We start from the raw sequence: 26,026 nt of genomic DNA, 5'->3' as shown, positions 1-26,026 counted from the left end.
TATACCCTTCAGTATGCCCCGCCCCCCGTGTATTTAGCCCGGAGCCGGTGCGGGGCCGCTGTTTCAATCAGCCGTTGAATTTGGCCATTGTCTGTTCAAAGGTGTGCTGGAGACTGAACTCCAGTGCATCACAGGTATCGAGAATCATCGTCTTCAGCTTATCAGCATCTTTCTTTGGAAAGCCGGACAGCACATAATCCACGATGGCATAACCCGGCTCCGGACGGGAAATGCCCATCCTTACCCGGTTGAAGCTCTGGGTGCCGCTATGCTGGATGATGGATTTGATTCCATTGTGGCCGCCGGCGCTGCCCTGATAGCGCAGCCTGATTTTTCCGATTTCGGTGTCCAGGTCATCATACACTACGATCAGGTCCTCAAGCGCTACCTTATAATATTCCATATAGGCACGGACCGCTTCTCCGGACAGGTTCATAAAAGTCATGGGCTTAATCAAAACGGTTTTGACTCCGCCGATAACCCCTTCACCTATTACCGATTTGCATTTGTTCTGGTTAAAGGTTATTCCGTTTCTGGCTGCAAGCTCGTCCAGCGCCATAAATCCGACATTGTGCCTGGTCTTCGCATACTGTGTTCCCGGATTTCCGAGTCCAACAATCCATTTCATGATTCCGGCCTATCCTTTCTATCCTCTTGTAAGCAGAAGAGTTCCGTTTTTGGTACAATAAGCTTTATACACTCCAGAGACAGGTGATGAACGATGCCACATCAGGGCGAAATCTTAACGCTTCAGCGCCATTTCCAGTATCACATTCAATACGCTGTCCCAGTAGAAATCTACAGGGATGGTATATTCGTGGCAATGGGTGTAGTGACGGCCGTTGACGAGGGCTTTGCAGAGCTCGAAGGCACTCTTTACAACCGCGGCATCTTCACCTTTATTTCCCGTCCGGGGTACTAGGGGCGTGTATACGCCGATAAGGGTTACATCTTCCGTCATCGGAGGTGTAACCCTTTTTTTAATTATTTATCGCCGTTCCGGCTTGTCCTACTCGATCTCAAACAACTTGCTGATCGACAATTCCTCATGAACGCGGATAATGGCTTCGCCCATCAATGGAGCGACGGACAGCACCTTCAGCTTGGAAGTTGGATTAGCGCTGCGGATCGGAATAGTATCGGTCACGATGATTTCTTTAATCGGTGAATTCTCCAGTCGCTCATGGGCCGGACCGGACAATACTGGATGGGTACAGCAAGCATAGACCTCTTTCACGCCGCCTTCCATCAGGGCATTTGCCCCCAGTACAATCGTTCCGGCTGTATCGATGATATCATCGATCAGAATCGCTGTCTTGCCTTCAATGTTACCGATAATGTTCATAACCTCGCTGACATTCGGCTCCGGGCGGCGCTTGTCAATAATCGCCAGAGGTGCATTAAGGAAGTCAGCAAGCTTTCTGGCCCGTACTACACCGCCATGGTCAGGGGATACAACAACCGGATTCTCGATTTGTTTGGAACGGAAGTACTGGGCCAGAATGGGAACGCCCAGCAGGTGATCCACCGGAATATCGAAGAAGCCTTGAATCTGCATAGCATGAAGGTCCATAGTAATGACACGGTGCGCACCGGCCTTCTCGATCAGATTCGCTACGAGCTTGGCCGTAATCGGATCACGGGAACGTGCTTTGCGGTCCTGGCGCGCATAGCCGTAGTAAGGAATAACCACGTTGATGCTCTTGGCTGAGGCGCGTTTGAGCGCATCCACCATAACGAGCAGCTCCATCAGGTTATCATTGACCGGGCCGCAGGTGGACTGGACAATGTAGACATGGCAGCCCCGGACACTTTCCGAAAGCTTAACCTGGATCTCTCCGTCACTGAAGCTTGTAGTGTGTGACTCCCCCATCGGAATGCCGATGTAGTCGGCAATCTGGCTGGCCAGCTTAGGATTGGAGTTACAAGTAAAGATCTTTAATTTGGAATCGCAATAAGTCATAAAATATAAACCCTCCGTGACGGAATTTAACTTCCAAGCTGCGCCGGGACGAGCCTATAAGCTTCGTCCCGCGCTTTGGCTTTGGCCTTTACGATGGACTGGACTGGTCTTTCTTGGCTTTGGCACGGGCGCGAATCTTATCTGCATATCCCGGCTTGTTCTCCTGCCTTGCTCTGGCTACAGCCAGATCACTATCCGGAACAGAGCGTGTAATCGTCGACCCTGCTACAACAAACGCTCCTTTGCCTACTGTTACAGGAGCAATCAGATTGACGTTGCTGCCGATAAAGGCATCATCCTCAATCGTTGTCTTTGCTTTATTATATCCGTCGTAGTTGACGGTAATGGCACCGCAGCCAATATTGACGTTCCTGCCGACCGAAGCATCACCTACATAGCTTAAATGGGATACCTTGGAGCCGTCGCCGATTGTAGCATTCTTGACCTCAACAAAATCGCCGATTTTTACTTCTTCGCCAAGTACAGTACCCGGCCGCAGATAAGCGAAAGGTCCGACAGAAGTCCGGGCTCCGACGATGGCCTGGCTCAGCACAGACTGCTTTACCGAAGCGCCTTCCCCGATTTCCGAATCCTCAATATCACTGGACGGTCCGATCACACAGTTTTCGCCGATTACAGTCTTGCCCTTGAGCAGCGTTCCGGGATACAGAATGGTATCTGCACCAATGACTACCTCTGCTCCGATATAAGTCGAAGCCGGATCAATGATTGTAACCCCGTTCAGCATATGCTCCTTGTTAATCCGCTGGCGCATATGTCCTTCTACCTCAGACAGGGCAAGCCGGTCATTAACGCCAATAGACTCCGCAGCATCATGAGCCTGATATCCCAAAACGATATCCCCCTGTGCCCGGAGTATGCCGATACAATCGGTTAAATAGTATTCCTGCTGATTATTGTTGTTCGTCACCTGCTCCAGTGCAGCGAACAGCTTAGCATTATCAAAACAGTAGGTGCCTGTATTAATCTCCTTAACAGCCGCCTCTTCCGCGTTGCAGTCCTTCTGTTCAACAATCTTCAAGACACCGCCGTCTTCTCCGCGGATAATCCGTCCATAGCCGGCAGGCTGATCCATTACAGCAGTCAAAATCGTTGCTGCCGCCTGCTGCCCTTCATGCAGCGCCATTAATCCTTCCAGCGTTTCAGATGTGATAAGCGGCGTATCCCCGCAAATAACAATCGTCGTGCCTTCTTCACCGCCCAGCAGCTCCTTAGCCTGCTTTACAGCATGCCCGGTTCCCAGCTGGGTTTCCTGAAGTACATATTCCGCATCCTGACCCAGATAAGCTTTTACTGTTTCTGCGCCATGTCCGACTACTACAATATTACGTTCACATCCGGTCGCCTTTACCGTATCAAGCACATGCCCTACCATCGGTTTACCGCAGACAGGGTGCAAGACTTTATATAATTTAGATTTCATGCGCTTGCCTTGACCTGCAGCAAGTACAACAGCCATTCTTTTCAAGAATGCCAACCTCCTACTTCTTGAGCTCACTACTGAATATATCTCATTCCGGGCAAAAAGAAAAGAGAACCATGCTGCCATGGTTCCCTTTTCTTCGAACCCCAATTGAAAACGGCTTGACCTTACGCCATCCCTTACGGGCAGGCGTTCTTCAGAGACAGCGCTTTACGCTTAAGCTCCCTCTTCGATAACTTCCTCTTCTTCCGTAGCGGCACGATCGTACTCAGCCAATACCGCGGATTGAATCTTCTCGCGTGTTCCCGAAGAAATCGGGTGTGCGATGTCGCGGAATTCACCGTCTGGTGTACGCTTGCTGGGCATCGCAACGAACATCCCGTTGTTACCGTCGATGACGCGTATGTCATGAACAACAAACTCGTTATCGATGGTAATGGATGCGATTGCTTTCATTCTCCCCTCAGAGTTGACGCGGCGGAGTCTGACATCCGTAATTTGCATGTGTGTGTTCACCACCTTTTTCCATCAGAGACTTGGTGTATAATTCCACACAGCAAGGCAAATTCCTTCTTTTTGATTCCAAAAAATGACTGCTAAAGAAGATTATTTTTCGGATACCATTGTTTTCGACACGTTTCGTGCTGTTTTCTAATGGTTCCTCATGCTTTCGACACTATACTGCAAAATGCTAAACGGAGCCTTGACTCTGTTCTAAGTGGAAAAATAGTTGCCGGGATGTGCAGAAATTCTCCGCCCCTTGGAATCCACCTCGGTCAGCTTCACAAGCGATACGTAGTCATGCAGCAGCCGTTCTTCGGTCTCCACTGCGCCTGACTCAACCAGCACACCCACTCCGGCAACCTCTGCGTTGAATTCCCCGAGCAGATCCACCATACCGCGTACGGTACCGCCGGCCTTCATAAAATCATCTACTATCAGAACCCTTGATTTCTCGCGCAGCGCACGTCTCGACAGGGACATGGTGTGAATGCTCTTATGCGAACCGGACACATAGTTAATGCTCACTGCCGAGCCTTCCGTCACCTGATGGTCACGGCGTACCAGTACTACGGGCAGGCCAAGCTGGGCTGCTGTAGCATAAGCAAGCGGAATCCCTTTTGTTTCGACTGTCATTACGACGTCGATCTCTACACCGTAGAAGGCTGTTGCAATAATTTTGCCGGCCTGCTCCATCACTGAAGGCAGACCCAGCAGGTCGGACATATACAGATAACCGCCGGGCAGAATCCGGTCGCTCTGCTCCAGCTCCCCGCACAGGCGGTTCACAAATTCCAGGGCCAGATCCGCCGGTATACGCGGAATATAACGCACTCCTCCGGCTGCACCGGCCAGTGTCTGCAGCTCACCTATGCCTTCACCTTCAAATACCTCTTTTATAATAGCCAGATCTTCGCTGATGGATGACTTCGCCGCGCCATACAAGTCCGAAAAGGTGGACAATGGCAGCAGATCATGCGGTTTCTCAAGTAAAAATTGGGTCATATCAACCAAACGCTGGCTTCTTTTAAGTTTTTTCACAGAATACTCCTCGCCAAAACCGAATATTATTAAAAATAATATCATTTTTGTACGGAATTACACAAGAAGAAACGGTTAAGCCGTCCTTTGGAGGAGGATAACCGTTTCGTCATGCACTAAGTCAGGGAGCGTACAGCGTACACTTCCTTGCAGAAGCCGCGCAGCCCGTTATAAATTCTCGCTACCTTAGACTGCTTCGACACAAGGCCGAACACAGTCGGTCCGCTTCCGGACATCAGCACTCCATCTGCCCCCAGCCTTACCATAGCTTCCTTGAGCTGCTGGACCTCCGGATGCAGCTTTAGGGTCACATCCTCCAGTACATTGCCAAGACCGGCGCAGACTGCCCCAAAATCGCCTGCCTCAATCGCCTGCTGCATACGTGAAGCAGAAGGATGCACCGCTATCTGATTGGCCCGCACGCGGCCGTATACCTCCGCTGTGGAGACATTGATCGGAGGCTTGGCCAGAATGACCCAGCACTGCGGGGGGTTCGCGATATGCGTCAGCTTCTCTCCCCGGCCTGTAGCCAGAGCTGTGCCGCCGGTGACGCAGAACGGAACGTCAGAGCCAAGCTCGGCCCCCAGCTCCTGCAGCTCCTGCGACGGAATACCAAGGCGCCAGAGCCGGTTCAGGCCGCGCAGCGTAGCCGCAGCATCACTGCTGCCGCCGGCAAGCCCGGCAGCAACCGGAATTCTTTTGTCCAGATGAATATGTACTCCGCTCTTCACATTGTAGCGGTCCTTAATCAGTCTTGCTGCCTGAAAGGCCAGGTTCTTCTCGTCTAGCGGGATATATCCGGCCTGGCTTGAGATGATAATGGAATCGCGCTTCAGCTCAGACAGCTCCAGACGGTCTGCCAGATCGACCATTGTCATTATCATTTCCACTTCATGAAACCCGTCAGCGCGCTTGTGAAGCACATCCAGCATCAAATTGATTTTGGCCGGCGCTTTTTCATACATTTTCAAGGCGTTCACCCACCCTCAGCTTTTCCCGTAAAAACAACTTAACATATTATATGAGAAACTTGTAATGAAGTCCATGATCAAAAGTCCCCACAATCAGAAAGAGGGCTCTGCCGCCAGGGCAGGCCCCCGTTTCTGACGCCTGTAACAGCTGCGGGCTACAGCTCTGACTTACGCGCAGCCTGCTCGGCAAGCTGGATTGCACGCTTGACCATATTACCGGCATCCTTAGCCCGAATCCCGCCCCAGCCGTCCTTTTCCACCGTGTCATAGAAGCCGAGCTCCTTGGCCAGCTCTGTCTTCAGCTCCTCTGACATTATCCCCCGTTTTCTGCGGCTCATTGGCTAATGCCCTCCTTTTCGGTATTGGATAATAAGCTTATTGCCCCTATAGTATGCTGCCGCAGCGCTCTGCCCATTCCCGGTGCCGCTAGTTCCATGAAATTATGAGTTCAAAACAAAAACAGCCCCGCAAAGGGGCTGTCCTGTAAAACATTAAGCTTTAATATACAAAACCTGCATCTGCCCGTCATCTTCACAGACTGTGATTTCCACAGATTCGGTAAGGATATCGGCGTAGCTATAGGAGACTCGCTTAAAGGTCTGCTGCTCCTGATCCAGTTTGACAATAAAAACAGAAGGGTACGTTTCTTCCAGGACACCGGTGCGTTCAACGGTCTTACGGCGGCCACCGTTAGCCCGCAACGTAATCTTATGACCGACATGAGCTTCGAGACTGCGTTTAATTTCCAACAGCGCGTTATTAGCCATTGCCTGACGACCACCTCTTTCCTTGTCCCATTATACATCTTTTCACAAACTTTGTCAAATCAAATAATTAATTATAGAGGATGTAAAAATAGTTGTCAACGGGATTTTTTTGAGAGAGTAGATTACCGGTTAATTATTATTGTTATATGCAACAAAATAATTAGCTACTGCAGGAGAGAATAGCCATTAAGAGTATAAAAAAAGAAGGACAGCATTAAGCTTATCCTTCCCCTCATTTGCTTCTGTCATTCCCCATACTGCTGAATACAGCTAAATTACCGAAGGTGTTACCTTCAGCGTAGACAGGTTCTGCAGCCGAGGCATGCCGATCCTGAAGCTTCCGCGCGTTTCGATGCCGCCCATCCCTTTGCTTCCGCTGATGGTATGATTCAGCACATCCCCCAGGTTCACTGTCTCACGCACAGAGGTAAACGCAGCCTTGGCTGCGATGTACACCGGGTCCAGCGCATGGATCAGTATTCTTCCCGGTGAGCTGGCAAAATTGGCTCCTGTGCCGAGCAATGCTTCGAAATGGGACTGGCACGCTCCGGCTACAATCGTCAAAGCATCAAAATTACGCTCATACTCCCGTGCTGCCTGAATTGCCGCCACAAAATGCTGTGAATTTTTGTAGCTGCTCAAGCTGTAAAGATCATAAGTATTGGACTGCTTAAGTACACCGTCATGGCCCGTAATGACAACGATGTCCGGACGGACACGCGGAAGCAGGCGGTACAGTGTATCGGCCATCTTGGATTCATGCACATGATGCCCTTCTGCCGGTATCCGCAGCTGCTCGTAGAGACTCAGGCTTTTCCGAAGATAGAGCTGATCTCCGTCCAGATGCAGCACCTTGCCCGGCACTTCGAAATAAGCTGCTTCCTTAGGGGCTTGCGCCCAAACCCCGGCAGCGCTCTCGCCGCTGCGCTGGCTCTGCTCCTGTCGGTCCCTGCGAAGCTTTGTCAGCGACTCCGTAGCCTTAATCTGAGCCTGCTGTCCCCGTTCTGTGATCCGGGTAGGCGGCACCTGTAACAGATCATCCAGAGGGGAATCCGCAAGCAGGCGGAATTCAGTCCCCTTGATTACAGCTGCATTCTGCATTATATTTTCTACCCGGAAGGTCACATCTCCGCCATATGATTTACGTACAACCAAATCTCCTAAATTCATTACAACACCACCTCTACCCCCATCGTATGGGCAAAGGCCTCGGTTGGTTCATAAACAGCCGCTATTTAACGCCGGCAGCCAGCAATACCGCACTCAGCCGCGCATACTCGGCTATACTCAGCGTCTCGCCGCGGCGCACCGGCTCAATCCCTGCTTCAGCCAGCAGCGCCTCCAGGCGCTCACGCCCTTCTCCCGGGAAGAAGCGGGCCTTAAGGTTGTTGGCAATAGTCTTACGGCGCTGCGTAAAGGCGGCCTGCACCACATCGAAGAAATGCTTCTCGTCAGCCACCTCCACAGGAGGCCGCTCGCGCACCTTCAGGCGGATAACGGCAGATTCAACATTAGGCTGCGGGATAAACACAGTACGGGGCACGATACAGACCAGCTCCGGCTCACTGTAGTATTGGACCGCTATGCTCAGGCTGCCGTACTCTTTGCCTCCGGGAGAAGCAGCCATGCGCTCGGCTACCTCCTTCTGAATCATCACGACAATATTATCGAGCGGCAGCTTTTCCTCCAGCAGCTTCATGAGGATCGGCGTAGTTACATAATAAGGCAGATTGGCAACCACGCTTACCTTATCGACCGCAGCAAAATCCTCGGCGAACAGCTCCTGCAGATTCACCTTTAATACGTCATCGTTGCGGACTTTGACATGGGGATAAGCCGCAAGCACATCGCGGAGAATCGGAATCAGCCTGCGGTCGATCTCTACCGCCGTAACTGCACCTGCCTCCAGGGCAAGCCGTTCTGTCAGCGCCCCGATACCAGGCCCGATTTCGAGGGCGCCTGACGATGGGCTAAGTCCAGCTGCGCCGACTATTTTGTCCAGAATGTTCTGGTCAATCAAAAAATTCTGTCCCAGGCTTTTTTTAAATGAAAATCCGTAGCGCTGAATAATTTCCTTCGTCCGTGTCGGGGACGAGATTTGGTCAAATCCGCTCATGTAATGTTGCCTCCCTGATCAATTTGCGTGAGAGCCGCTTGAAACTCCTCCGGGGTAATTCCAAACATGGCCAGCCGCTTAAACAGCTGCTTGCCGTTGCAGTAGCCTATGCCCAGCGCATTGCCGAGTGCCATTCTCCGCTCTGCGGCTCTGGGGTGAACCAGCATCCCTGCAGCCATAAGCTCGTCCAGCCCGATTAGTGCAGGAGCCCCCTCGAAGGAGGTGTGAACATTGGCAAGCGCATGGCGTATCGCCTCGGGTGAGGCATTTTCAACTCCAATATCCCCCTTGCGGGTAGCATCCTTCTCCGGTATAAAAGCATGCTTGCAGCCCGGCACCTTGGACGAAACAATCTTGCGTATGCGCTCGCCGGCATGGTCGGGATCGGTCAGGATAATTACCCCTCTGCGCTCCATGGCCAGTGCAACTTTGGCAATGACCCTGCGGTCTACCGCTGAGCCGCCCGTTTCTATCGTATCGGCCTCCACCGCCCGTTTGACGGCAACCGTATCGCTTTTGCCCTCGACTACAATTAGTTCTTTAATCATTGTTAAGCTCCTTCCCTTACAGCAGAAACACAAAAAGAAGAGGATTCGCTCCCCTTCTTTTTGGCTAAAGAATGTATAAGTGATGAGCTAGCCCGTTCATAAAGTGCTACCCTCACTATATCGTATAAACCGTTAATTTGCAAAAGACGGCCGCCTTAATTCAGTTCGGGCTTCACGGGTCCAATCACATAGACTGTCCGGGATTTACGTCCGAAATTGCGGGCGTGGCTCAGTGAATCGTAGTAAACATCGATCTTATTGCCTTTAATGGCACCGCCTGTATCCTCTGCACGGCGGAATCCCAATCCCTCAATATACACCCACCAGCCGATAGGTATTACACTTGGATCAACTGCAATAGTCCGGCCTTCAGTTACGCGCGTTCCCGAAGCCGTTTTTGTTCCGATGCCGGGCTCTTCCGAAGAATAAGCGGTCATCGACACATTTTTAATCATTCTTTTGTACTCAAAGTCTACGCCTGCCTTGTGCACGACGTTGGTTGTTGCCGCTACTTTTTTAGCTGAACTGGAGGTAGTTGTTTTGGTTTTGGTAGTGGTTGCTGCAGCAACAACAGGTGTCGGAAGCTTCTTGGTACCAACGGCAATAATCTTGTCTTTGGTAACGGTCTGCACTTCCTTGCCGATCAGGGTCTTCGAGACCAGCTCACCATCCTGATAAATCTTCTGGTAATGCTGGATGATGGCTCCCGGCTTGCCTGCCTGTGCAACTCTTACGTCTCCCTTATACAGGGAAGGATCTGCGGTTTTGATGACTTTGAAGGGCAAGCTTACTGTCTGCTGTACCGTTTGCTTGGTAATACGGACAATCTTGACTTCCATGTCAGGTGTAACTGCGGTATCAAGCGAAGGGAAAATCTTGTCGTCGCCGTCCAGGCTGTAGCCCAGCTTGGTAATGGCATCTCCGAGTGAGTCCTCGGTAGTATAAAGCGTCTTGGTCGCGCCGTCTGCAGTAAGCGTAAGCTTCTGGGCACGGGTAATGGTAACACGGTCGCCGTCCTGTATTTCATCGGTAAGGCCTATGGATACTACGTCATGCGGCGTCAGCGTAATCTGCTCCTTGGCCAGCACATCGCTGAGCAGCGCTTCACGCGTTTCAAGCGTAAGCACTTCTCCGTCTATCACTAAGTTAATAACTTTATTGCCTTGACCGTGTACGTAGAGCAGAATTAACAGCGCGATAACAATAGATACCGCACCTGCAAGCGAAAGTACGCGAGGGTTCACTTGCTTCAACCGTAATGCGAAAGACCTGCTGGATGATTGCGAATCATGGGATACCTCTGGTTGGAATACGCCCATTCTCTCCATCCTCCTTACATAGCCCCGTCGTCCAAATAGTATATCAAAAGTTGACTGAATCATATCTGACGAAACTAAGTTTGAGATTGCAACAGGATACGCCCGCATAACTTCAGCGTTTCCTGCTCATGGATCGCCTGCCCGGCATAAAGAATCCCAGAACCTGTTATATAACAGTATGCTGGGTACATCCGCATTATTCAAAACAAAAAAAGCCCAAAAGAGTTCTATAGAGGACTCTTTCGTGGCTTCTCCGGGTGTTAAAATACGCGGGAATGTGTATGCACGAGGTTTCCTCTCTTACTTGCGCTTACGGGGTTAGCTGTCGGGTTCGGGCATAAGAGAGACGCCCTATCTCAGGTCACCCGCTCACGGCGGTTGCCCTCAAATTCACCCCAAAGACCACGTGAAGAAATCAAATAAAGTCTGCGGCATTTCCTGGTTGTACTCTATGTACGCTCATGCGGCAGTGCATTATTGGTTCCCCCGTTCTCCATACGGAGACTCAGCGAGACGATCCATGAATCAGTGACTGTCACAGTAACAACAGCTCACTGCACTGAAAAGATGATATCCTGTTTTGATGCATGTTGTAAAGGACGGTTCAACCACGTTTACGCAAAAAAATGATTAAAATATTGTAATATTCGGCCATTTTAAGATTAAAAAGATTTAATATATCGCTTATACTTCTTTTTTCACCTGTTTTCCTTCCGATTTCAGACAATCCCAAATCGTTCCAGTGCGTTCGCATACGTAATTTCAGCTAATTCCTGTAAATCAATCCCTTTTATTTCCGCCGCTGCTTCTGCCACCAGTTTTACATAACTGCTTTCATTGCGCTTGCCGCGGAAGGGGTGGGGAGTCAGATATGGCGAGTCCGTTTCAATCAGCAGACGGTCGAGTGGCGTCTTCGCCAGCACCTCTTTTGGTACTCTGGCATTCTTGAAGGTAACCGGTCCGCCGAAGCCCAGATGGAAGCCCAGATCAAGACACATTTTTGCCGTTTCCCAGCTGCCCGAAAAGGAGTGCATAACACCGCCAACCTCATTTGCCTTCTCCTCCCGCAGAATCCGGACGACATCCTCATGAGCATCACGGTTATGGATACAGATTGGCATATTCAGTTCACGGGCCAGCCCGATTTGCTTACGGAGTACCTCATGTTGTATCTCTTTGGGAGAGGTATCCCAGTAATAATCCAGCCCGATTTCTCCGATAGCCACCACTTTGGGATGGCTGCACAGGGAAGCGATCCATTCCAGATCCCCGTCCCTCATATCGACCGCATCAACCGGGTGCCAGCCGACCGCTGCATAAATATAATCATAGGATTCGGCCAGCTTCATGGTTGTCGGGATGGTTTCCCGGTTAAAACCAATGTTAATCATCTTCGTTACTCCGGCCTCCCTGGCCCGGGAGATCACTTCCTCGCGGTCCTCGTCGAATTGCGGAGCATCCAAATGGGTGTGTGTGTCGAATAAGCGCATTAAGCAGCTTCCTTCCTGTCCTAATTTCTATGATGAATACCAACTTTTTTTGTATTATTTTGCAAAAATCTCAGCAATGGAGGACGGCAGCTGTGAAAGTGCTTTCTGCAGCTTGTCCTGCGGGAAATAAAGATGATACCGGCCGCGGTGAATTCCGCTGATAGAGCGGACAATATCTGAGACCTCTGAGATTTCCTTCAGCCTGTCATAGCGGTCAAGCAGCAGAATCTGTTTGCTGTCAAAAGCGTCACCCGGGCGGAATACATCATAGGGAAGATCTGTCGGAAAATCAATTTCCAGGTCATATTCGGCATTTAGTCCGGCTGCAGCGAAGCTGCGGCGGATTTCGTCAATTGTTTCAGTATCCAGGTTATCCGTCTGTACATATTTATACAGTTTACGATGTATAAAACGGCTGCACAAGTCACTCAGCAGCTCATCCTGCTCCAGAGTCCACTGCATAAAGGCTGTCTGCATCATCGCTTCATCCAGCAGCAGGTACTGCTGTACGGTTACCTCGCTTCTGAATAAGTCACCCAGCGGCTCAATCATGAAGCCGAAGGTATAACCGCTCTGAAAGAGCTCTTTGGCCCTGCGCAGGATCTGCCGCAAAATAATCTCCGAGCTGCGGGTCACCGGATGAAAATAGACCTGCCAGTACATTTGGTAACGGGACATCAGGTAATCCTCTATGGCATGCATTCCTGATTCTTTAACTACAACCCTGCCATCATAGGGACGCAGCATTCTTAGAATCCGGTCAATATCAATCGTTCCGTAGTTAACTCCGGTGTAATAGGCATCCCGCAGCAGATAATCCATCCGGTCGGCATCAAGCGGCCCTGAAACCAGATTAACGACAATTTCATGTTCATAGGTTTTGGAGATTACCGAAGCCACCTTCTGCGGGAAATCCTCGGCTACCTCCTTTAGAATCGCTGTGATCTCCGTGTCCTCCAGAATAATCCGGCAGGTCCAGTCCTCGTGGTTCATTTCAAAGGCTTCTTCTATAGAATGGGAAAACGGGCCATGCCCCAGATCATGCAGCAGGGCTGCGCACAGGGTCAGCAGGCTTTCTTCCGGCATCCAGTCCTTATACCCGCTCCGTTCAAACTGTGAAATAATCCGTCGTGTAATTTCATACACTCCAAGGGAGTGCGAGAACCGGCTATGCTCTGCACCATGAAAGGTAAGATAGGAGGTGCCGAGCTGGCGGATCCGCCGCAGGCGCTGAAATTCCTTGGTATTAATCAGACGCCAGATAATTGTTTCCTGAACATGGACATAATTGTGAACCGGATCTTTAAAAACCTTTTCCTCTGACAGCAGCTGCTTCATGGGATCAACTCCTTTTTCCATAATTTAATTAGTAATTGATTGGAATTAAGTCTATAATAATGAATTATGTCATAGTTTGTCGAATAATGACATTTCAGATATTCATAAATCGACACCCCATTTTAATGCGCTTTTCCGGGGAATCGGGATAACTGCAGGGATTATAAAAGTTTTCTTTCAAAAATTCCTTAAAATTAGTCTCAAAAAAGGTTGACTGTTTTGGGAATGGTTGGTATTATAAGTATCATAAAACGGTGAACAATGTCGAATAATGACGCTTTTGAAATTTGAGAGGAGCAAGATTGCAATGATGAAATCAACAGGAATTGTAAGAAAAGTAGACGAGCTTGGACGGGTTGTTATTCCGATCGAATTGCGCCGTACGCTGGGCATTGGAGAAAAAGATGCGCTCGAAATTTACGTGGACGGTGAGCGGATCATGCTTAAAAAGTACGAGCCTGCCTGCATTTTCTGCGGAAACGCCGAGAACGTTACTTACTTCAAAGGAAAAATTGTTTGTCACGAATGTATTTCTGCTATTCCTACCCCTGTGACAAATTAAATCAAATCGGTTATAATAAGAACTAATCCAATTGTTAATTCTAACCTTTTTATATCTCCTTGGCCTCCCGTACATGCGGGAGGTATTTTTTTGCTTTCATGACGGGGGCTTCCCCCGTTATCCGCCTTTAATTTAAATCTCTTACTTCTTATATATCTTAAACCATAATAATTAAGCCAACATAAAATTTCTTTTCTTACCCTCCCAAACCCTCCCTGACAGGGAGGGTTTGGGAGGGCCCCGGCCCTCTGGACACCCGGAAGCTTGTCTGATTTGGCAGCAGCGCGGATAAATGGATTGTTCGGCGGAAGACCGGCCCTCTTTCGGGCACGCCCTCAGGGCCTTGCCATGCGAGGGACTCCCCTCATAGGCGGTTTACCTATGAGGGCTACGCGATTTACAGGACGCTCCGGCGTTACTGCCGAGCGGGGCGCGCTCTCCCTGCGGGAATCGCTTACTGCAGTGTTTGCTAGTGGCTGAGCACGAGCGGCCTTACTCCTTGGAACCGCTCTCCCTGCGGGAATTGCTCACTGTGCTGCTTACCAGCGACTTGAGCACTGACTACTTTCCTGCCGGAGGCGCTCTCCCTTCGGGAATTGCTTACTACAGTATAATAACTGTATTTTCTGCAGTTAAATTACTCCATATTGGTCGAAAAATAACTTTAATTGCATTTTGTACACTTAAATTCATATAAAACCTCATTAATAAGTATTTTCTTTAAAAATAAATGTATATAATACATCTATATCTAATAAAAGGAATAAAATGTGGCAAATAGGTGTACAAAATGTAGTTATTTTTATAAAAAACGCTAAGCGAGAGAATTATTGATGCTCTTTAGCTTATTTGAACATGAGATTTAGGTCGGGCTCTTACAGTTAGCTTCCCCTCATTCCCGCTCCAGCAGAGCATTATAAATGTCCCGCTTTGCAAGGCCACGGTCGGAGGCTGCCTTCTTCATGGCATCCTTACGTGTCAGGCCGGATGTTTCGTGGTGGGCAACATGCTGCTCGATGCTGAGCTCGCGCCACCAGGAGGACTCGGCCAGCTCAGCCTCCTCCTTGCTTTCTCCCTCAACCACGATGACATATTCCCCAAGCGGCGGATGCTCGGACAGCCAGGAGATACACTCTTCGATTGTGCCCCGCAGGAATTCTTCGTAGCGCTTAGTCAATTCACGGGCCAGGACCACACGGCGGTTACCGAATGCCTCCTGCAGGTGAACCAGCGTCTTAGCTACTCTGTGCGGTGATTCATAGAAGAGCAGAGTACTTTGCACAGCACGCAGGCCGGATAGTACAGTACGGATATCCTTACGCTCACGCGGAAGGAATCCGATGAAGGTAAAACCTGCGGTCGGCAAGCCGGAAGCAATTAAAGCTGACAAGGCGGCGTTAGCTCCGGGTATCGGAATGACTGGAATACCGTGGCTGACAGCCAGCGCAACCAGATCTGCGCCGGGGTCGGAAATGGCCGGCAGACCGGCATCGCTGACCAGTGCGAGATTTTTACCTTCTATTATATAGCGTATTAATTCGGGTCCGCTGGCCGCCTTATTATGCTCATGATAACTGAACAGCATCGAGGGTGTTATCTCAAAATGGCTTAGCAGCTTGCGCGTCTGTCTTGTATCCTCAGCGGCGATAATGTCACACTCCTGCAACGTACGTACCGCGCGGTAGGTCATGTCCTCCAGATTACCGATCGGCGTAGCCACCAGATACAGGCAGCCGCTTCCTTCCGGTGCACCAGAGCCCGCTTCTGTATTCTTTTGAAAACTGCTTTGGCATGTTATTGTCATTGGCTGTTATCCTCTTTATTTCCATAATAGATGTCCATAATTTCCGGACAGTATTGATTGTCATCATTATATACGATCAGCGGCGGTTGTAAACGTACCTCGGGCTTGCCGTCACGCGCTGCTTCTATTAAGACCATATTGGCTTCCAGATGGGCCCGGGGATGAACAAAACGGATGAGCTTAGGCTCCAGCCTGTACTGTCTCATTAAACTGAGGATGTCGACCAGCCGCTGGGGCTTGTGCACCATGCTTACTTTTCCTCCAGTACGGACAAGCCGCACGCAGGCCTGAATAACCTCCTCCAGCGTACACCCGATTTCATGCCGCGCCATAGCCTGATGCGAATTCAGCTTAAGATCGCTTCCGTTAAGCGGCATATACGGCGGATTCACCGTTATTGCATCGTAAACACCGTATCCGGCTGTAGTATGCAGCTCACGCAAGTCTCCTTCATGTATCTGTACCCGTTCTTCAAGGCCGTTCAGGGCAACACTGCGGCGGGCCATATCCGCAAGACGCGGCTGAATTTCAATTCCCTCGATAGAAGCCTTGGTGCGCGTGGTCAGCAGCATGGGAATTACGCCGTTTCCGGTACATAGATCCAGCACTCTGCCCCGTGGCGGGACACCAGCGAACCGGGCCAGCAGTACAGCATCCATAGAGAAGCTGAATACCTCATCACTCTGAATAATACGCAAATCATGAGTCAGCAGATCATCGATCCGCTCTGACGACTGCAAAGGAACAGGTACTTCATTAAAAGAATTCATCATTATAATCTCCTAAAGTGTATAAAATTCAAAAAAAACCGTAGGCGTAAATCTCCTACGGCTGGATATCCTCATTTATTAAGAAAAGAAAGACAGAACAGGCAGTCACCCTCTGTGCGTAAATGTCCGAAATAGACATTACAGATGTGAAAGCCTTCATGGTACAAGCGGGCCAGGTTATCATAACCTTCTCCGACGACCTCCTCTGTTCCTTCAGCGGCAGCCAGCAGTGCTTCTGCTTCAGCTGTATCCACGGCCGGGTCCAAAGGTGCTTCCCTTTTCAGTATTTTGCGGAGCTGTTCATTTTCCAGACTGAGCCTTTGATTGGCTTCCATCAGTTCCTTGACCGTCTGTTTCCAATCTCCGAGAGTGGCGCGCATCGTCTCCATCTGCGCTTCCATCTCCTGCATGTGTGCAAATATATTTTTCTTCTCCAAGTTTCCACCCCGAAAGTAACCTTATGGTTTACTTGACGACAACATCATCCATTGGAAGTTCCTTAACTTTGCCCACTTCAAACAGCTGTACATGAACCGTACGGCTTCCGGCATTAATTCCAACCACCTTGCCTTCTCCCAGTGAGGTTACGACAAGCTTGCCTACCGCCGGCATTTCTTCCTTTGTGCTCTCATAATTATCATGCTCAAACTTCAGGCAGCACATTAGTCTTCCGCATAAGCCCGAGATCTTAGTCGGATTCAGTGAAAGGTTCTGGTCCTTGGCCATCTTAATGGATACCGGCTCGAAATCGCCAAGCCAGGAGGAGCAGCATAACACCCGTCCGCAAGGCCCTAGACCGCCCAGCATCTTCGCTTCGTCACGCACACCAATCTGCCGCAGCTCAATCCGGGTCCGGAAAATACTTGCCAGATCCTTGACCAGCTCACGGAAATCAACCCGTCCCTCAGCCGTAAAATAAAAAATAATCTTGTTGCGGTCAAAAGTGAATTCTACATCCACCAGCTTCATTTTGAGGCCGTGATCGCGGATTTTATTTAAACAGGTGTTGAAAGCGTCCTTTGCTGCGCCCTTGTTCTCCTCCACCACGCGTGCGTCGGTTTCCCCGGCGATCCGCATGACTTTCTTGAGAGGCAATACAACATCAGCTTCCTGCACCTCTTTTTTGCCAACGACAACCTTACCGTATTCAACCCCACGTGCTGTCTCCACTATAACGCACTGATCACGTTCAATCGGGAAATCAAGCGGATCGAAATAATATATTTTACCCGCCTTTTTAAAGCGGACGCCTACTACGCTGTACAAAAATTAACCCCCTTGTTTGCCGGTAAAAGGAACCCTTAAGCAAATCCGCTCCCTGGTGATCTATGCTTGTCCTTCCTCATCCGTTAAACCTTTAGTTCCAGGCTGAAGCGCTGATCCGGAGGATTATATTATATCTAAGCCTTTACCCTTCCAATCGGATTAAAAACTGCTCCAGACAGAGTACCGCATTGGCGTTGGAACGGAGCTTGCGCTTACTCTCCGTTGCGGATTCCATATAGGAGACCCATTGTTCCGTGCTCCGCTCGCGGGCATGTCTGGAAATAAAGTCTAACTGATCTATGAAAACGATGCTTTCGTGTCTGCGGTACAGGAAGTAGAGCATATCTTTGAACCAAAGATGGAACATGCTGAACAGAGTATCCATATGTTCACCGAGTCCGGCCTTAGTCAGCTTCTGCCCGGCGGTTGCCACTGCAGTGCTGCCCTTGCCCATAGACTCCTTTGCTAATTGTAACACTAGATTTCTCATTTCTGCAAACCAATTCTGTGCCAAAAGTTCCCTGCAGCCGTCAAGTCCCGAAGTAAGCGAAACAGCGCACCGGGCCAGCGGCACCGGAACCCCATCAGCGGCTAAAGCCTGGAGCATAAGATCCGGATACAGTGGACTGAACGGAATACGCTGTGTCCTCGACTGAATTGTGGGCAGCAGGGAACTGCTGTTATCGGAGATTAGAATGCCTACTGCCGGAGCAGGCGGCTCCTCCAGAAACTTAAGCAGACTGTTGGCGGCCTGGACCGTCATTTTGTCTGCTCCCTCTATAATATAAACCTTCGGGTTAACCCCTTCTGACCGGTAGGAAAACACACGCTGCAGCTCGCGGATCTGATCAATCTTAATACTTGCCCCGTCGGGCTTCAGCAGCGTCAGATCCGGATGGTTGCCATGCTCCACCTTACGGCACTCAAGACACTCTCCGCAGGCATCATCTTTACGCCCGGTACAGAAAATCGCCTGGGCAAACATCAGCGCTGTCTTCATCTGTCCGCTGCCGGCAAGGCCGGTGAACAAGTAGGCATGACTGACGGCATCCTTGCGGAGCGCGTTCTGCAGCAGACGCTTTGCATCCTCCTGGCCTAATATATCATGAAAAGGCATAAATTCCTCCAACTTCTTTTAAAAAGAAAGATTAATCAGCATCCCGCGGATCTCACCGACCCGGCCCAGCAGATCGATCCGTCCCTGCTCACTCTCCAGCAGATCATCTGCCAGATTCAGCAGGGCGGCATCAATCTCCTCCAGCAGCTTGTAGCGCTTGCCGCGGCCGCGGCGGTCCCAGCCTTTAGTTTCTTTTAGGACAACACCGCGCCGGGCTGTTTCTTCCAAAAAGCGTTTGACCATATTCCGGTATATAGCAAGCTCACGCACCGTCATTGATTTGGCCAGCCGGTCACCCTGCTGCTGAATATCTTTGATCTGACGGTTTAGCTCATCCAGTGTTTTTTGCTCCCCCTGCTGCTGAAATACGTCATTAAAGCTCTTTTGCTGAACGGGTCTGCGCTCGGCATCAGCGTTAGGGAGTTCACTTTTTAAGGGCCTGTAGCCCGGATTGATTTTCAATGGTATCTACCGCCCTTATTATGCTCAATAATGCTCAAAACGATCGACAGGAAGAACAAATACTGTAGCTCCGCCTACCTGAACTTCTACCGGAAGCGGCAGATAGGAATCCGTAGTACCGCTCATTGGAGTTACTGGAGTAACGAGCTGCTCGCGCACCTTGCAGCTGTTGCGGATTACTCCAAGTACCGCATCCACCTGGGAGTCATCTACACCAATCAGAAATGTCGTATTGCCCGCCCGCAAAAATCCGCCTGTACTTGCCAGCTTGGTGGCACGGAAATTGGCCTTGACGAGTTCACTGGACAACCGGTTACTGTCTTTATCCTGGATAATTGCAATGATTAGATTCATCTTCGCATTCCTCCTAATAGTTTGGTAAGAACCTCATTTTATAGCAGTGTGCTTACTGTAATATTTGACATGACAACTTAAAAACCCTTTAATATACGCTCTTTCAGCGTCCGGACGATATCCTGCTCTACCATATGAATCGGGCGGTTGGCATCCAGTACAACTACACGTTCCGGGTCAGACTGTACCACCAGCTGATAGCCCTCGCGCACCTTCTGATGAAAATCGAGCTTCTCCAGATCAAGGCGGTTAACCTCCCTGTCCTGGTTGGCAGCAATCCGCGATAAGCCGACCTCCGGATCTACATCAAGATAGAAGGTAAGATCCGGCTTGCGCCCACCGGTGGCGAACTCATTGATATTCCGTACCTGCTTAATGCCAAGCCCTCTGGCATGACCCTGGTAAACAAGACTGCTGTCGACAAAGCGGTCACAAAGTACAGTAAGGCCTTGCTGCAGTGCAGGCTCAACCACTTCAGCCAGATGCTGGCTTCTTGCCGCCGCATACAGCAGCGCTTCCGTCCGTGCATCCATTGCCGTATGGGCAGGGTCAAGAATGATAGAGCGGATCTTCTCAGCAATCTCAATGCCTCCGGGTTCCCGTGTAATGATATAAGGCATGGAATGATTCTGCAGATAAGCTGCTACTCTGCCCAGCACGGTTGTTTTTCCTGCTCCATCGCCTCCCTCCAAAGTAATAAAAAAGCCTTCACGTCCCACTTATACTTCTCCGCCCTTCTGTATGTTGTAGACCCTGATTCTCTGCAGCAAAGGGTCAGCGCAGGCCTGAAACCTGGCTCCCCCCCGGCTCAGCGCCTCCAGCCTGCTGCAGGCTGCATCGGTTATAACCTCTCCCGGGTATAATAGCGGAATTCCAGGCGGATAAGGGATCACCATCTCCGCACTTGTTCTTCCTATACTGTATTCGAGAGGTATGCTTTCGGTTTCAGCTTGAGATACCGGCTTCATGGTGAACCTTACCGGCTGTGAAAAAAGCTGTCCGCTCAAAATGTTCCACGTGGAAATATTGGCTGGCTGGGAAGCTGCATGCTCCCGGATAGCTTCAGCTACAGTATCCGGCGAATCAGGCCGATCTGCTGAGTGAACTGATTCCCTAACTAAAGCAGAAGCCCACGGGCTTCTAAGCGGAGCTAATTCCTTACCGGCTGCGCCGTTCCGGCAGTGTGCCGATTCTTCAGCACTGCTCAGGCCCGGCCGGCCTGCCGCCGGCGCTTCAGCATCTATGCCGCGCAGCGCGCCCAGCAGCGCAGCAACCTCTTCAGCCTTCGAGCCGAGGCTGAAGGCCAGCACTACGTGCCGGTCGTCGCTCATCTCCGGCACGATGCCCTTCTCTTCGAGCCTGCGCTGCAGCTCGAAGCCCCCCAGGAACCCGGCGGCGTCATAGATGACCGCCTTGAAGGGGTCCTGGGTCGTGTACGCCGCCCCGCTGGCTGGCGGCGCGGGTTCTCCGGCGGCTGTGCCAGCGCCGCCGGGGGTCTGCTGCTGCGCCGAAGGCTGCAGCAGCCCAAAGCGCGGCAGCGCAGCCAGGCCGCGCTTCAGCACGTCCACGGCGGCGAGACCCGCCGTGAAGGCCCCGGCGCGCCCGGTGTGCACCAGCCGCCGGGCCAGATCGAGCGCAGCCATCAGCGGATACGATGGGCTGGAGCTCTGCACCATAGCCAGCCGCTGCCGCAGCAGCGTGCGGTCAAGGCGCGGCCCCTGCACATGCAGCATGGCGCCCATCGTCAGCGCCGGCAGCATCTTGTGCGTGGACTGCACCACGCCGTCCGCGCCGCAGGCAAGTGCCCCGGCCGGAAGCGCCGGGTGCTGCCCGTAATGCGCCCCGTGCGCCTCGTCAACCAGCAGCGGAACGCTGCTGGCGTGGCAGATGCGCGCGAGGGGCGCAAGATCCGTTCCCATGCCGTAGTAATTCGGCATGGTCACCAGTACGGCGGCGGCCTCCGGGTAGGCTGCGAGAGCAGCCTGTACCGCTTCAGCCGCCGGAGCGACCGCCAGGCCGCTGTCCGCATCCAGCTGCGGCTCCATAAAGACAGCATTCACCCCGGCCAGCATCAGCCCGTGTATCACTGATTTATGGACATTACGCTGCAGAATCAGCGTCATCCCCGGCTCGGGACATACAGTCAGAATAAGGGCAAGATTGCCGGCTGTACTTCCGCCAACCAGCAGAAAGCTCTCCTCCGCCCCGAAGCAGTCCGCAGCCAGCTCCTGTGCCTCCTGTATAACTCCCTCCGGATGATGGAGATCATCTGTGCCGGTTATCTCGGTAACATCGTATCTCATAATCTCACCGAGAAAGCCTGCCCCTCCGCCGGTGCTGTAGGCATTGCCGTTCTTGTGGCCGGGCACGTGATAAGATATATTACCCTTAAGTCTATATTGTTCCAGCATTTCATATATTGGCGCCCTGCCAGGCTCTAACTTGTCCATATCTATATCCTTCCCTGGGGGTTACCTCTATTTTAACGCAAATACGGCCAAACGCCTATAATACCGTGCAAAAGCTTAAGCCGCACAACAAAACGGCTTCACCGCACCAATAGAGAACGGGAAAGCCGTTATACGTATTGCCTGTTGTACAGCCATTGCGACACAACTTCACCGCCTGCTCTTTTTACACCGTAGTTAGTACTCTTGACCGGTTAGGCGTTCTTTTGCAATCCGATCTTCTTCATCCGTCCGATAAAAAAGCGGTACTTGATGTCTTCAGCATCCGTATGCACCATCTCACTCTCGCAATCCTCACAAATGAAATGCGAGACAATCACAATTCCTTCTTGCTTTATCTGCCCGCAAATAATGCAGGGTTGCTCGGTTTGCTGTTCCATTGCCATCCCACCTTGACTCTTTTAAGAACAGTATGTTACACCTTCTATCATTTTAAACCTTTTCATAGTTTTTTCCTATCCTGCCCTGCCCATAATATATATATTCTGTGATCTCCGGCTGGTGATTGTGTTAACGAAGTTTAATAAAATACCCCTTACATCCGATATTATTAACATGAGCATTCATGAGGAGGTTAAATTTTCGCGATGGAATCTAACACCAAAGGCGCAGCAACATTCTACCAATACAAGCTTATCAAAAAAATAAACCTGACGAATACGAAGCTGCGTGCCTATTACCTGCTTCCTCTAATATTTCTGGTACTGGAGACTGTATTCCTCTCCTGGTGGAGCTTCCTGTATATGCTTATTGCCGCTCCCGTTGTGTTGTGGGTCCAGTATGTCATTTCACGTTCAGTACTGCTTATCACAGGGCACCCTATCGCCAAGCGCTGGAAAATCACCCTTCGCCTGCCCTGGTTAGGCTATATGCCTGAGCAGTATATCAGCTACAGCATCTTCCGCAAAGTACAGCTGCATAACTTCTGGATCGGCCTGTGCATTGCTGCGCTATTTATTGTCTGGGTACCTGCTGCATTTACAGCCTCACTGGCAGTCTGCCACTTATGGCTTCTTTTGCCCCGGTTATATGCACTTCTGATGCTCCGGCATAATGACAATAGCGGAATGCTTAAATTCAGTCCTGCCGATGTCTCCTATTATGCACAGTAATGTTAAGCGTCTTATACATACTATAAATGCAGCCTGATCAGAAACCATTGGCTCATTAAAAAATAAATAATCGCCGTCCATAGCGGACGGCGATTATTTATTTACTCTTTAGTCCCTTAATAGCTACCTTCTTTTCCTTAGGAATCATAACTATAAAATAACCATCATGAACGGTTAAATGTATGATCAGGCTGTCTTTTTGAAAAACACGGGAATTCCCCGCATCCTCAGCGCCTTTTTGTTCCTTCCAGCCCCAGGCTTCAATGGCTTCCAGATAGGGATCGGGCAGGCCTTCTTTTTCCTTAAGACCGGATAACGAATACCGTACATAGTCCATAGCAACATTTGTAGTTGTCCTGTCAGGTGAGCTTGCCTCCTCAGGGACAGGGAAGCTCTTCTCATTCAAGGCTCCCTCAAAGCTATCCCATTTGGGCTCCTTCGCCCCACAACCAATCAATGACACGCTCAATATACAAACAATTAATAGTATCCACAAGGGCCGGTTTTGCTTCATACCTTAAATCCTCCTTACCACTACCATGCATCAAAAGACACAAGAAAATTCAGTTTTAGAATTTAACAGTAGTTCGATCGTATTAAGGGCAATGCCTGATATTTGCACATTTCTATTATACTTGGATAACCCATAACGTCGGTAACAAAAATGTCACTCAAATGAAAGCGTTTTATTACAATATTTTCTCTTCTCTTTCTGTAGAAAACAACAAAAAAGTCATTGTTGATTGCTCAACAATGACTTCATGTGCTTGGCAGCGTCCTACTCTCCCAGGACCCTTCGGTCCAAGTACCATTGGCGCTGGAGGACTTAACGGTCGTGTTCGGGATGGGTACGCGTGGAACCCCTCCGCTATCGCCACCAAACGGGCATTTACAGCGTAAATGCTTCAGGAACTTGATTCCTGAAAACTGAATCCGAAACGAATCTGCGAATTACTATTGGATAAGCCCTCGACCGATTAGTATTGGTCAGCTCCATGCATTGCTGCACTTCCACCTCCAACCTATCTACCTCGTCGTCTCCAAGGGGTCTTACTAATTGGGAAATCTCATCTTGAGGGGGGCTTCACGCTTAGATGCTTTCAGCGCTTATCCCGTCCGTACGTAGCTACCCAGCCATGCTTCTGGCGAAACAACTGGTGCACCAGCGGTACGTCCATCCCGGTCCTCTCGTACTAAGGACAGCTCCTCTCAAATTTCCTGCGCCCACGACAGATAGGGACCGAACTGTCTCACGACGTTCTGAACCCAGCTCGCGTACCGCTTTAATGGGCGAACAGCCCAACCCTTGGGACCTACTTCAGCCCCAGGATGCGATGAGCCGACATCGAGGTGCCAAACCTCCCCGTCGATGTGGACTCTTGGGGGAGATAAGCCTGTTATCCCCAGGGTAGCTTTTATCCGTTGAGCGATGGCCCTTCCATGCGGTACCACCGGATCACTAAGTCCGACTTTCGTCCCTGCTCGACTTGTAGGTCTCGCAGTCAAGCTCCCTTATGCCTTTGCACTCTTCGAATGATTTCCAACCATTCTGAGGGAACCTTTGAACGCCTCCGTTACTCTTTAGGAGGCGACCGCCCCAGTCAAACTGCCCGCCTGACACGGTCCCCGTACCCGTTAAGGGCACCAGGTTAGAACCTAGATACGATCAGGGTGGTATCCCAACGGCGCCTCCACAGAAGCTTGCGCTCCTGTTTCTACGGCTCCCACCTATCCTGTACAGATCGTACCCAAATTCAATATCAAGCTGCAGTAAAGCTCCATGGGGTCTTTCCGTCTTGTCGCGGGTAACCTGCATCTTCACAGGTATTAAAATTTCACCGGATCTCTCGTTGAGACAGCGCCCAAGTCGTTACGCCATTCGTGCGGGTCAGAATTTACCTGACAAGGAATTTCGCTACCTTAGGACCGTTATAGTTACGGCCGCCGTTTACTGGGGCTTCGGTTCATAGCTTCGGATTGCTCCTAACCACTCCCCTTAACCTTCCAGCACCGGGCAGGCGTCAGCCCGTATACTTCGCCTTGCGGCTTCGCACAGACCTGTGTTTTTGCTAAACAGTCGCTTGGGCCTTTTCACTGCGGCCCCCTCGGGCTATTCACCCTACCGAGGCACCCCTTCTCCCGAAGTTACGGGGTCATTTTGCCGAGTTCCTTAACGAGAGTTCTTCCGCGCGCCTTAGAATTCTCTTCTCGCCTACCTGTGTCGGTTTGCGGTACGGGCACCTTCTCCTGGCTAGAGGCTTTTCTTGGCAGTGTGAGATCATGACCTTCGCTACTACAATTTTCGCTCCCCATCACAGCCTGGCCTTAATAGTGTGCGGATTTGCCTACACACCAGCCTCACTGCTTAGACGGACATCCATCAGTCCGCGTCACTACCCTCCTGCGTCACCCCATCGCTCATAGCGGATTACGGTGGTACAGTAATTTCAAACTGTTGTCCTTCGACTACGCCTATCGGCCTCGCCTTAGGTCCCGACTTACCCTGAGCGGACGAGCCTTCCTCAGGAAACCTTGGGCTTTCGGCGGATCAGATTCTCACTGATCTTTTCGTTACTCATACCGGCATTCTCACTTGTATGCTGTCCAGCGCTC

The 26,026-nt window shown here is 50.6% G+C and carries 28 protein-coding genes, 2 rRNA genes and 1 riboswitch (1 of these 31 cut by a window edge); of the genes, 3 read left to right on the top strand and 27 right to left on the bottom strand.

Annotated features, from left to right (window positions below; genetic code table 11):
- Positions 1-67 precede the first annotated feature (67 nt).
- Positions 68-628, bottom strand: a complete 561-nt coding sequence (gene pth / locus R70331_RS00200) for an aminoacyl-tRNA hydrolase (protein WP_042171847.1) — start codon at positions 626-628, stop codon at positions 68-70.
- A 93-nt stretch (positions 629-721) separates the two neighbouring features.
- On the opposite strand from pth, the gene R70331_RS00195 reads away from it, so the two are divergent.
- Entirely contained in the window at positions 722-922 is a 201-nt protein-coding gene (locus tag R70331_RS00195; RefSeq protein WP_042171844.1) for a hypothetical protein, read from the top strand.
- Between the two features lie 87 nt (positions 923-1,009).
- On the opposite strand, the gene R70331_RS00190 is transcribed toward R70331_RS00195, so the two are convergent.
- The 13 genes from R70331_RS00190 to R70331_RS00130 form a co-directional block, all read right to left on the bottom strand.
- Positions 1,010-1,963, bottom strand: a complete 954-nt coding sequence (locus R70331_RS00190; RefSeq protein WP_036678796.1) for a ribose-phosphate diphosphokinase — start codon at positions 1,961-1,963, stop codon at positions 1,010-1,012.
- 88 nt (positions 1,964-2,051) lie between these two features.
- Positions 2,052-3,452 (bottom strand): bifunctional UDP-N-acetylglucosamine diphosphorylase/glucosamine-1-phosphate N-acetyltransferase GlmU, encoded by a 1,401-nt coding sequence (gene glmU, locus R70331_RS00185; protein ID WP_042171840.1) that lies wholly within the window; start codon positions 3,450-3,452, stop codon positions 2,052-2,054.
- A gap of 171 nt (positions 3,453-3,623) precedes the next feature.
- Positions 3,624-3,911 (bottom strand): septation regulator SpoVG, encoded by a 288-nt coding sequence (spoVG, locus tag R70331_RS00180; protein ID WP_020425826.1) that lies wholly within the window; start codon positions 3,909-3,911, stop codon positions 3,624-3,626.
- Positions 3,912-4,121: 210 nt separating this feature from the next.
- Positions 4,122-4,949, bottom strand: coding sequence for a pur operon repressor (gene purR, locus R70331_RS00175; RefSeq protein WP_042171838.1), 828 nt, complete (start codon positions 4,947-4,949; stop codon positions 4,122-4,124).
- A gap of 116 nt (positions 4,950-5,065) precedes the next feature.
- On the bottom strand, positions 5,066-5,920 hold the full coding sequence (gene ispE / locus R70331_RS00170) for a 4-(cytidine 5'-diphospho)-2-C-methyl-D-erythritol kinase (protein ID WP_042171835.1): 855 nt from the start codon (positions 5,918-5,920) through the stop codon (positions 5,066-5,068).
- Between the two features lie 155 nt (positions 5,921-6,075).
- The gene (locus tag R70331_RS00165; RefSeq protein ID WP_042171833.1) at positions 6,076-6,258 is read right to left on the bottom strand and encodes a small, acid-soluble spore protein, alpha/beta type; all 183 of its coding nucleotides are present in this window, start codon (positions 6,256-6,258) and stop codon (positions 6,076-6,078) included.
- A 153-nt stretch (positions 6,259-6,411) separates the two neighbouring features.
- The gene (gene veg, locus R70331_RS00160) at positions 6,412-6,687 is read right to left on the bottom strand and encodes a biofilm formation stimulator Veg (RefSeq protein WP_042171831.1); all 276 of its coding nucleotides are present in this window, start codon (positions 6,685-6,687) and stop codon (positions 6,412-6,414) included.
- Positions 6,688-6,957: 270 nt separating this feature from the next.
- The gene (yabG, locus tag R70331_RS00155; protein WP_042171829.1) at positions 6,958-7,857 is read right to left on the bottom strand and encodes a sporulation peptidase YabG; all 900 of its coding nucleotides are present in this window, start codon (positions 7,855-7,857) and stop codon (positions 6,958-6,960) included.
- A gap of 61 nt (positions 7,858-7,918) precedes the next feature.
- On the bottom strand, positions 7,919-8,803 hold the full coding sequence (rsmA, locus tag R70331_RS00150) for a 16S rRNA (adenine(1518)-N(6)/adenine(1519)-N(6))-dimethyltransferase RsmA (RefSeq protein ID WP_042171827.1): 885 nt from the start codon (positions 8,801-8,803) through the stop codon (positions 7,919-7,921).
- Positions 8,800-9,351: a ribonuclease M5 gene (gene rnmV, locus R70331_RS00145; protein ID WP_042171826.1), complete on the bottom strand. Its 552-nt coding sequence runs from the start codon at positions 9,349-9,351 to the stop codon at positions 8,800-8,802. Before rnmV ends, rsmA begins: the two co-directional genes overlap by 4 nt.
- Positions 9,352-9,506: 155 nt before the next feature.
- Entirely contained in the window at positions 9,507-10,670 is a 1,164-nt protein-coding gene (locus tag R70331_RS00140; protein WP_042171824.1) for a resuscitation-promoting factor, read from the bottom strand.
- A 292-nt stretch (positions 10,671-10,962) separates the two neighbouring features.
- A riboswitch (cyclic di-AMP (ydaO/yuaA leader) is annotated at positions 10,963-11,191 on the bottom strand.
- A 198-nt stretch (positions 11,192-11,389) separates the two neighbouring features.
- Positions 11,390-12,160 (bottom strand): TatD family hydrolase, encoded by a 771-nt coding sequence (locus tag R70331_RS00135; protein WP_042171821.1) that lies wholly within the window; start codon positions 12,158-12,160, stop codon positions 11,390-11,392.
- A gap of 54 nt (positions 12,161-12,214) precedes the next feature.
- Positions 12,215-13,498, bottom strand: a complete 1,284-nt coding sequence (locus tag R70331_RS00130) for an HD domain-containing protein (RefSeq protein ID WP_042171819.1) — start codon at positions 13,496-13,498, stop codon at positions 12,215-12,217.
- A gap of 307 nt (positions 13,499-13,805) precedes the next feature.
- On the opposite strand from R70331_RS00130, the gene R70331_RS00125 reads away from it, so the two are divergent.
- A complete protein-coding gene (locus R70331_RS00125) occupies positions 13,806-14,060 on the top strand; it encodes an AbrB/MazE/SpoVT family DNA-binding domain-containing protein (protein WP_019914502.1) in 255 nt (84 codons plus the stop codon).
- A gap of 892 nt (positions 14,061-14,952) precedes the next feature.
- Here R70331_RS00125 and rsmI read toward each other — a convergent pair.
- From rsmI to R70331_RS00075, 10 genes are all read right to left on the bottom strand, one after another.
- Entirely contained in the window at positions 14,953-15,864 is a 912-nt protein-coding gene (gene rsmI / locus R70331_RS00120; RefSeq protein WP_197071382.1) for a 16S rRNA (cytidine(1402)-2'-O)-methyltransferase, read from the bottom strand.
- Positions 15,861-16,637 (bottom strand): tRNA1(Val) (adenine(37)-N6)-methyltransferase, encoded by a 777-nt coding sequence (locus R70331_RS00115; RefSeq protein WP_042171816.1) that lies wholly within the window; start codon positions 16,635-16,637, stop codon positions 15,861-15,863. The genes rsmI and R70331_RS00115 overlap by 4 nt, the downstream gene beginning before the upstream one ends.
- Before the next feature lie 68 nt (positions 16,638-16,705).
- Positions 16,706-17,071, bottom strand: a complete 366-nt coding sequence (yabA, locus tag R70331_RS00110; protein WP_039868839.1) for a DNA replication initiation control protein YabA — start codon at positions 17,069-17,071, stop codon at positions 16,706-16,708.
- 28 nt (positions 17,072-17,099) lie between these two features.
- Positions 17,100-17,900, bottom strand: coding sequence for a PSP1 domain-containing protein (locus R70331_RS00105; protein WP_039868836.1), 801 nt, complete (start codon positions 17,898-17,900; stop codon positions 17,100-17,102).
- Between the two features lie 142 nt (positions 17,901-18,042).
- On the bottom strand, positions 18,043-19,017 hold the full coding sequence (gene holB, locus R70331_RS00100) for a DNA polymerase III subunit delta' (protein WP_042171813.1): 975 nt from the start codon (positions 19,015-19,017) through the stop codon (positions 18,043-18,045).
- A gap of 18 nt (positions 19,018-19,035) precedes the next feature.
- Positions 19,036-19,479, bottom strand: coding sequence for a YaaR family protein (locus R70331_RS00095; RefSeq protein WP_042171811.1), 444 nt, complete (start codon positions 19,477-19,479; stop codon positions 19,036-19,038).
- 24 nt (positions 19,480-19,503) lie between these two features.
- Positions 19,504-19,833 carry a cyclic di-AMP receptor DarA gene (locus tag R70331_RS00090; protein WP_042171809.1) on the bottom strand — a complete coding sequence of 110 codons (330 nt, stop codon included), beginning with the start codon at positions 19,831-19,833 and terminating at the stop codon, positions 19,504-19,506.
- Positions 19,834-19,910: 77 nt separating this feature from the next.
- A complete protein-coding gene (tmk, locus tag R70331_RS00085) occupies positions 19,911-20,552 on the bottom strand; it encodes a dTMP kinase (protein WP_042171806.1) in 642 nt (213 codons plus the stop codon).
- Positions 20,553-22,283 carry an aminotransferase class I/II-fold pyridoxal phosphate-dependent enzyme gene (locus R70331_RS00080; RefSeq protein ID WP_042171804.1) on the bottom strand — a complete coding sequence of 577 codons (1,731 nt, stop codon included), beginning with the start codon at positions 22,281-22,283 and terminating at the stop codon, positions 20,553-20,555.
- Between the two features lie 212 nt (positions 22,284-22,495).
- Entirely contained in the window at positions 22,496-22,681 is a 186-nt protein-coding gene (locus R70331_RS00075) for a sigma factor G inhibitor Gin (RefSeq protein WP_042171802.1), read from the bottom strand.
- A 207-nt stretch (positions 22,682-22,888) separates the two neighbouring features.
- Here R70331_RS00075 and R70331_RS00070 point away from each other — a divergent pair, with 207 nt between their 5' ends.
- Positions 22,889-23,413, top strand: coding sequence for a hypothetical protein (locus R70331_RS00070; protein ID WP_042171800.1), 525 nt, complete (start codon positions 22,889-22,891; stop codon positions 23,411-23,413).
- Between the two features lie 97 nt (positions 23,414-23,510).
- On the opposite strand, the gene R70331_RS00065 is transcribed toward R70331_RS00070, so the two are convergent.
- The 3 genes from R70331_RS00065 to R70331_RS00055 form a co-directional block, all read right to left on the bottom strand.
- Positions 23,511-23,927, bottom strand: coding sequence for a hypothetical protein (locus R70331_RS00065; RefSeq protein WP_042171798.1), 417 nt, complete (start codon positions 23,925-23,927; stop codon positions 23,511-23,513).
- Between the two features lie 251 nt (positions 23,928-24,178).
- Positions 24,179-24,295: ribosomal RNA gene (gene rrf / locus R70331_RS00060) — 5S ribosomal RNA — on the bottom strand.
- Between the two features lie 75 nt (positions 24,296-24,370).
- A 23S ribosomal RNA gene (locus R70331_RS00055) occupies positions 24,371-26,026 on the bottom strand; it runs 1,271 nt beyond the window's last position.

The organism is Paenibacillus sp. FSL R7-0331 (assembly GCF_000758645.1).
Lineage (GTDB): Bacteria > Bacillota > Bacilli > Paenibacillales > Paenibacillaceae > Paenibacillus_AQ > Paenibacillus_AQ camerounensis.
Note: the sequence above shows the minus strand (reverse complement) of the source record. Positions and strands in the feature narration are given on the sequence as shown.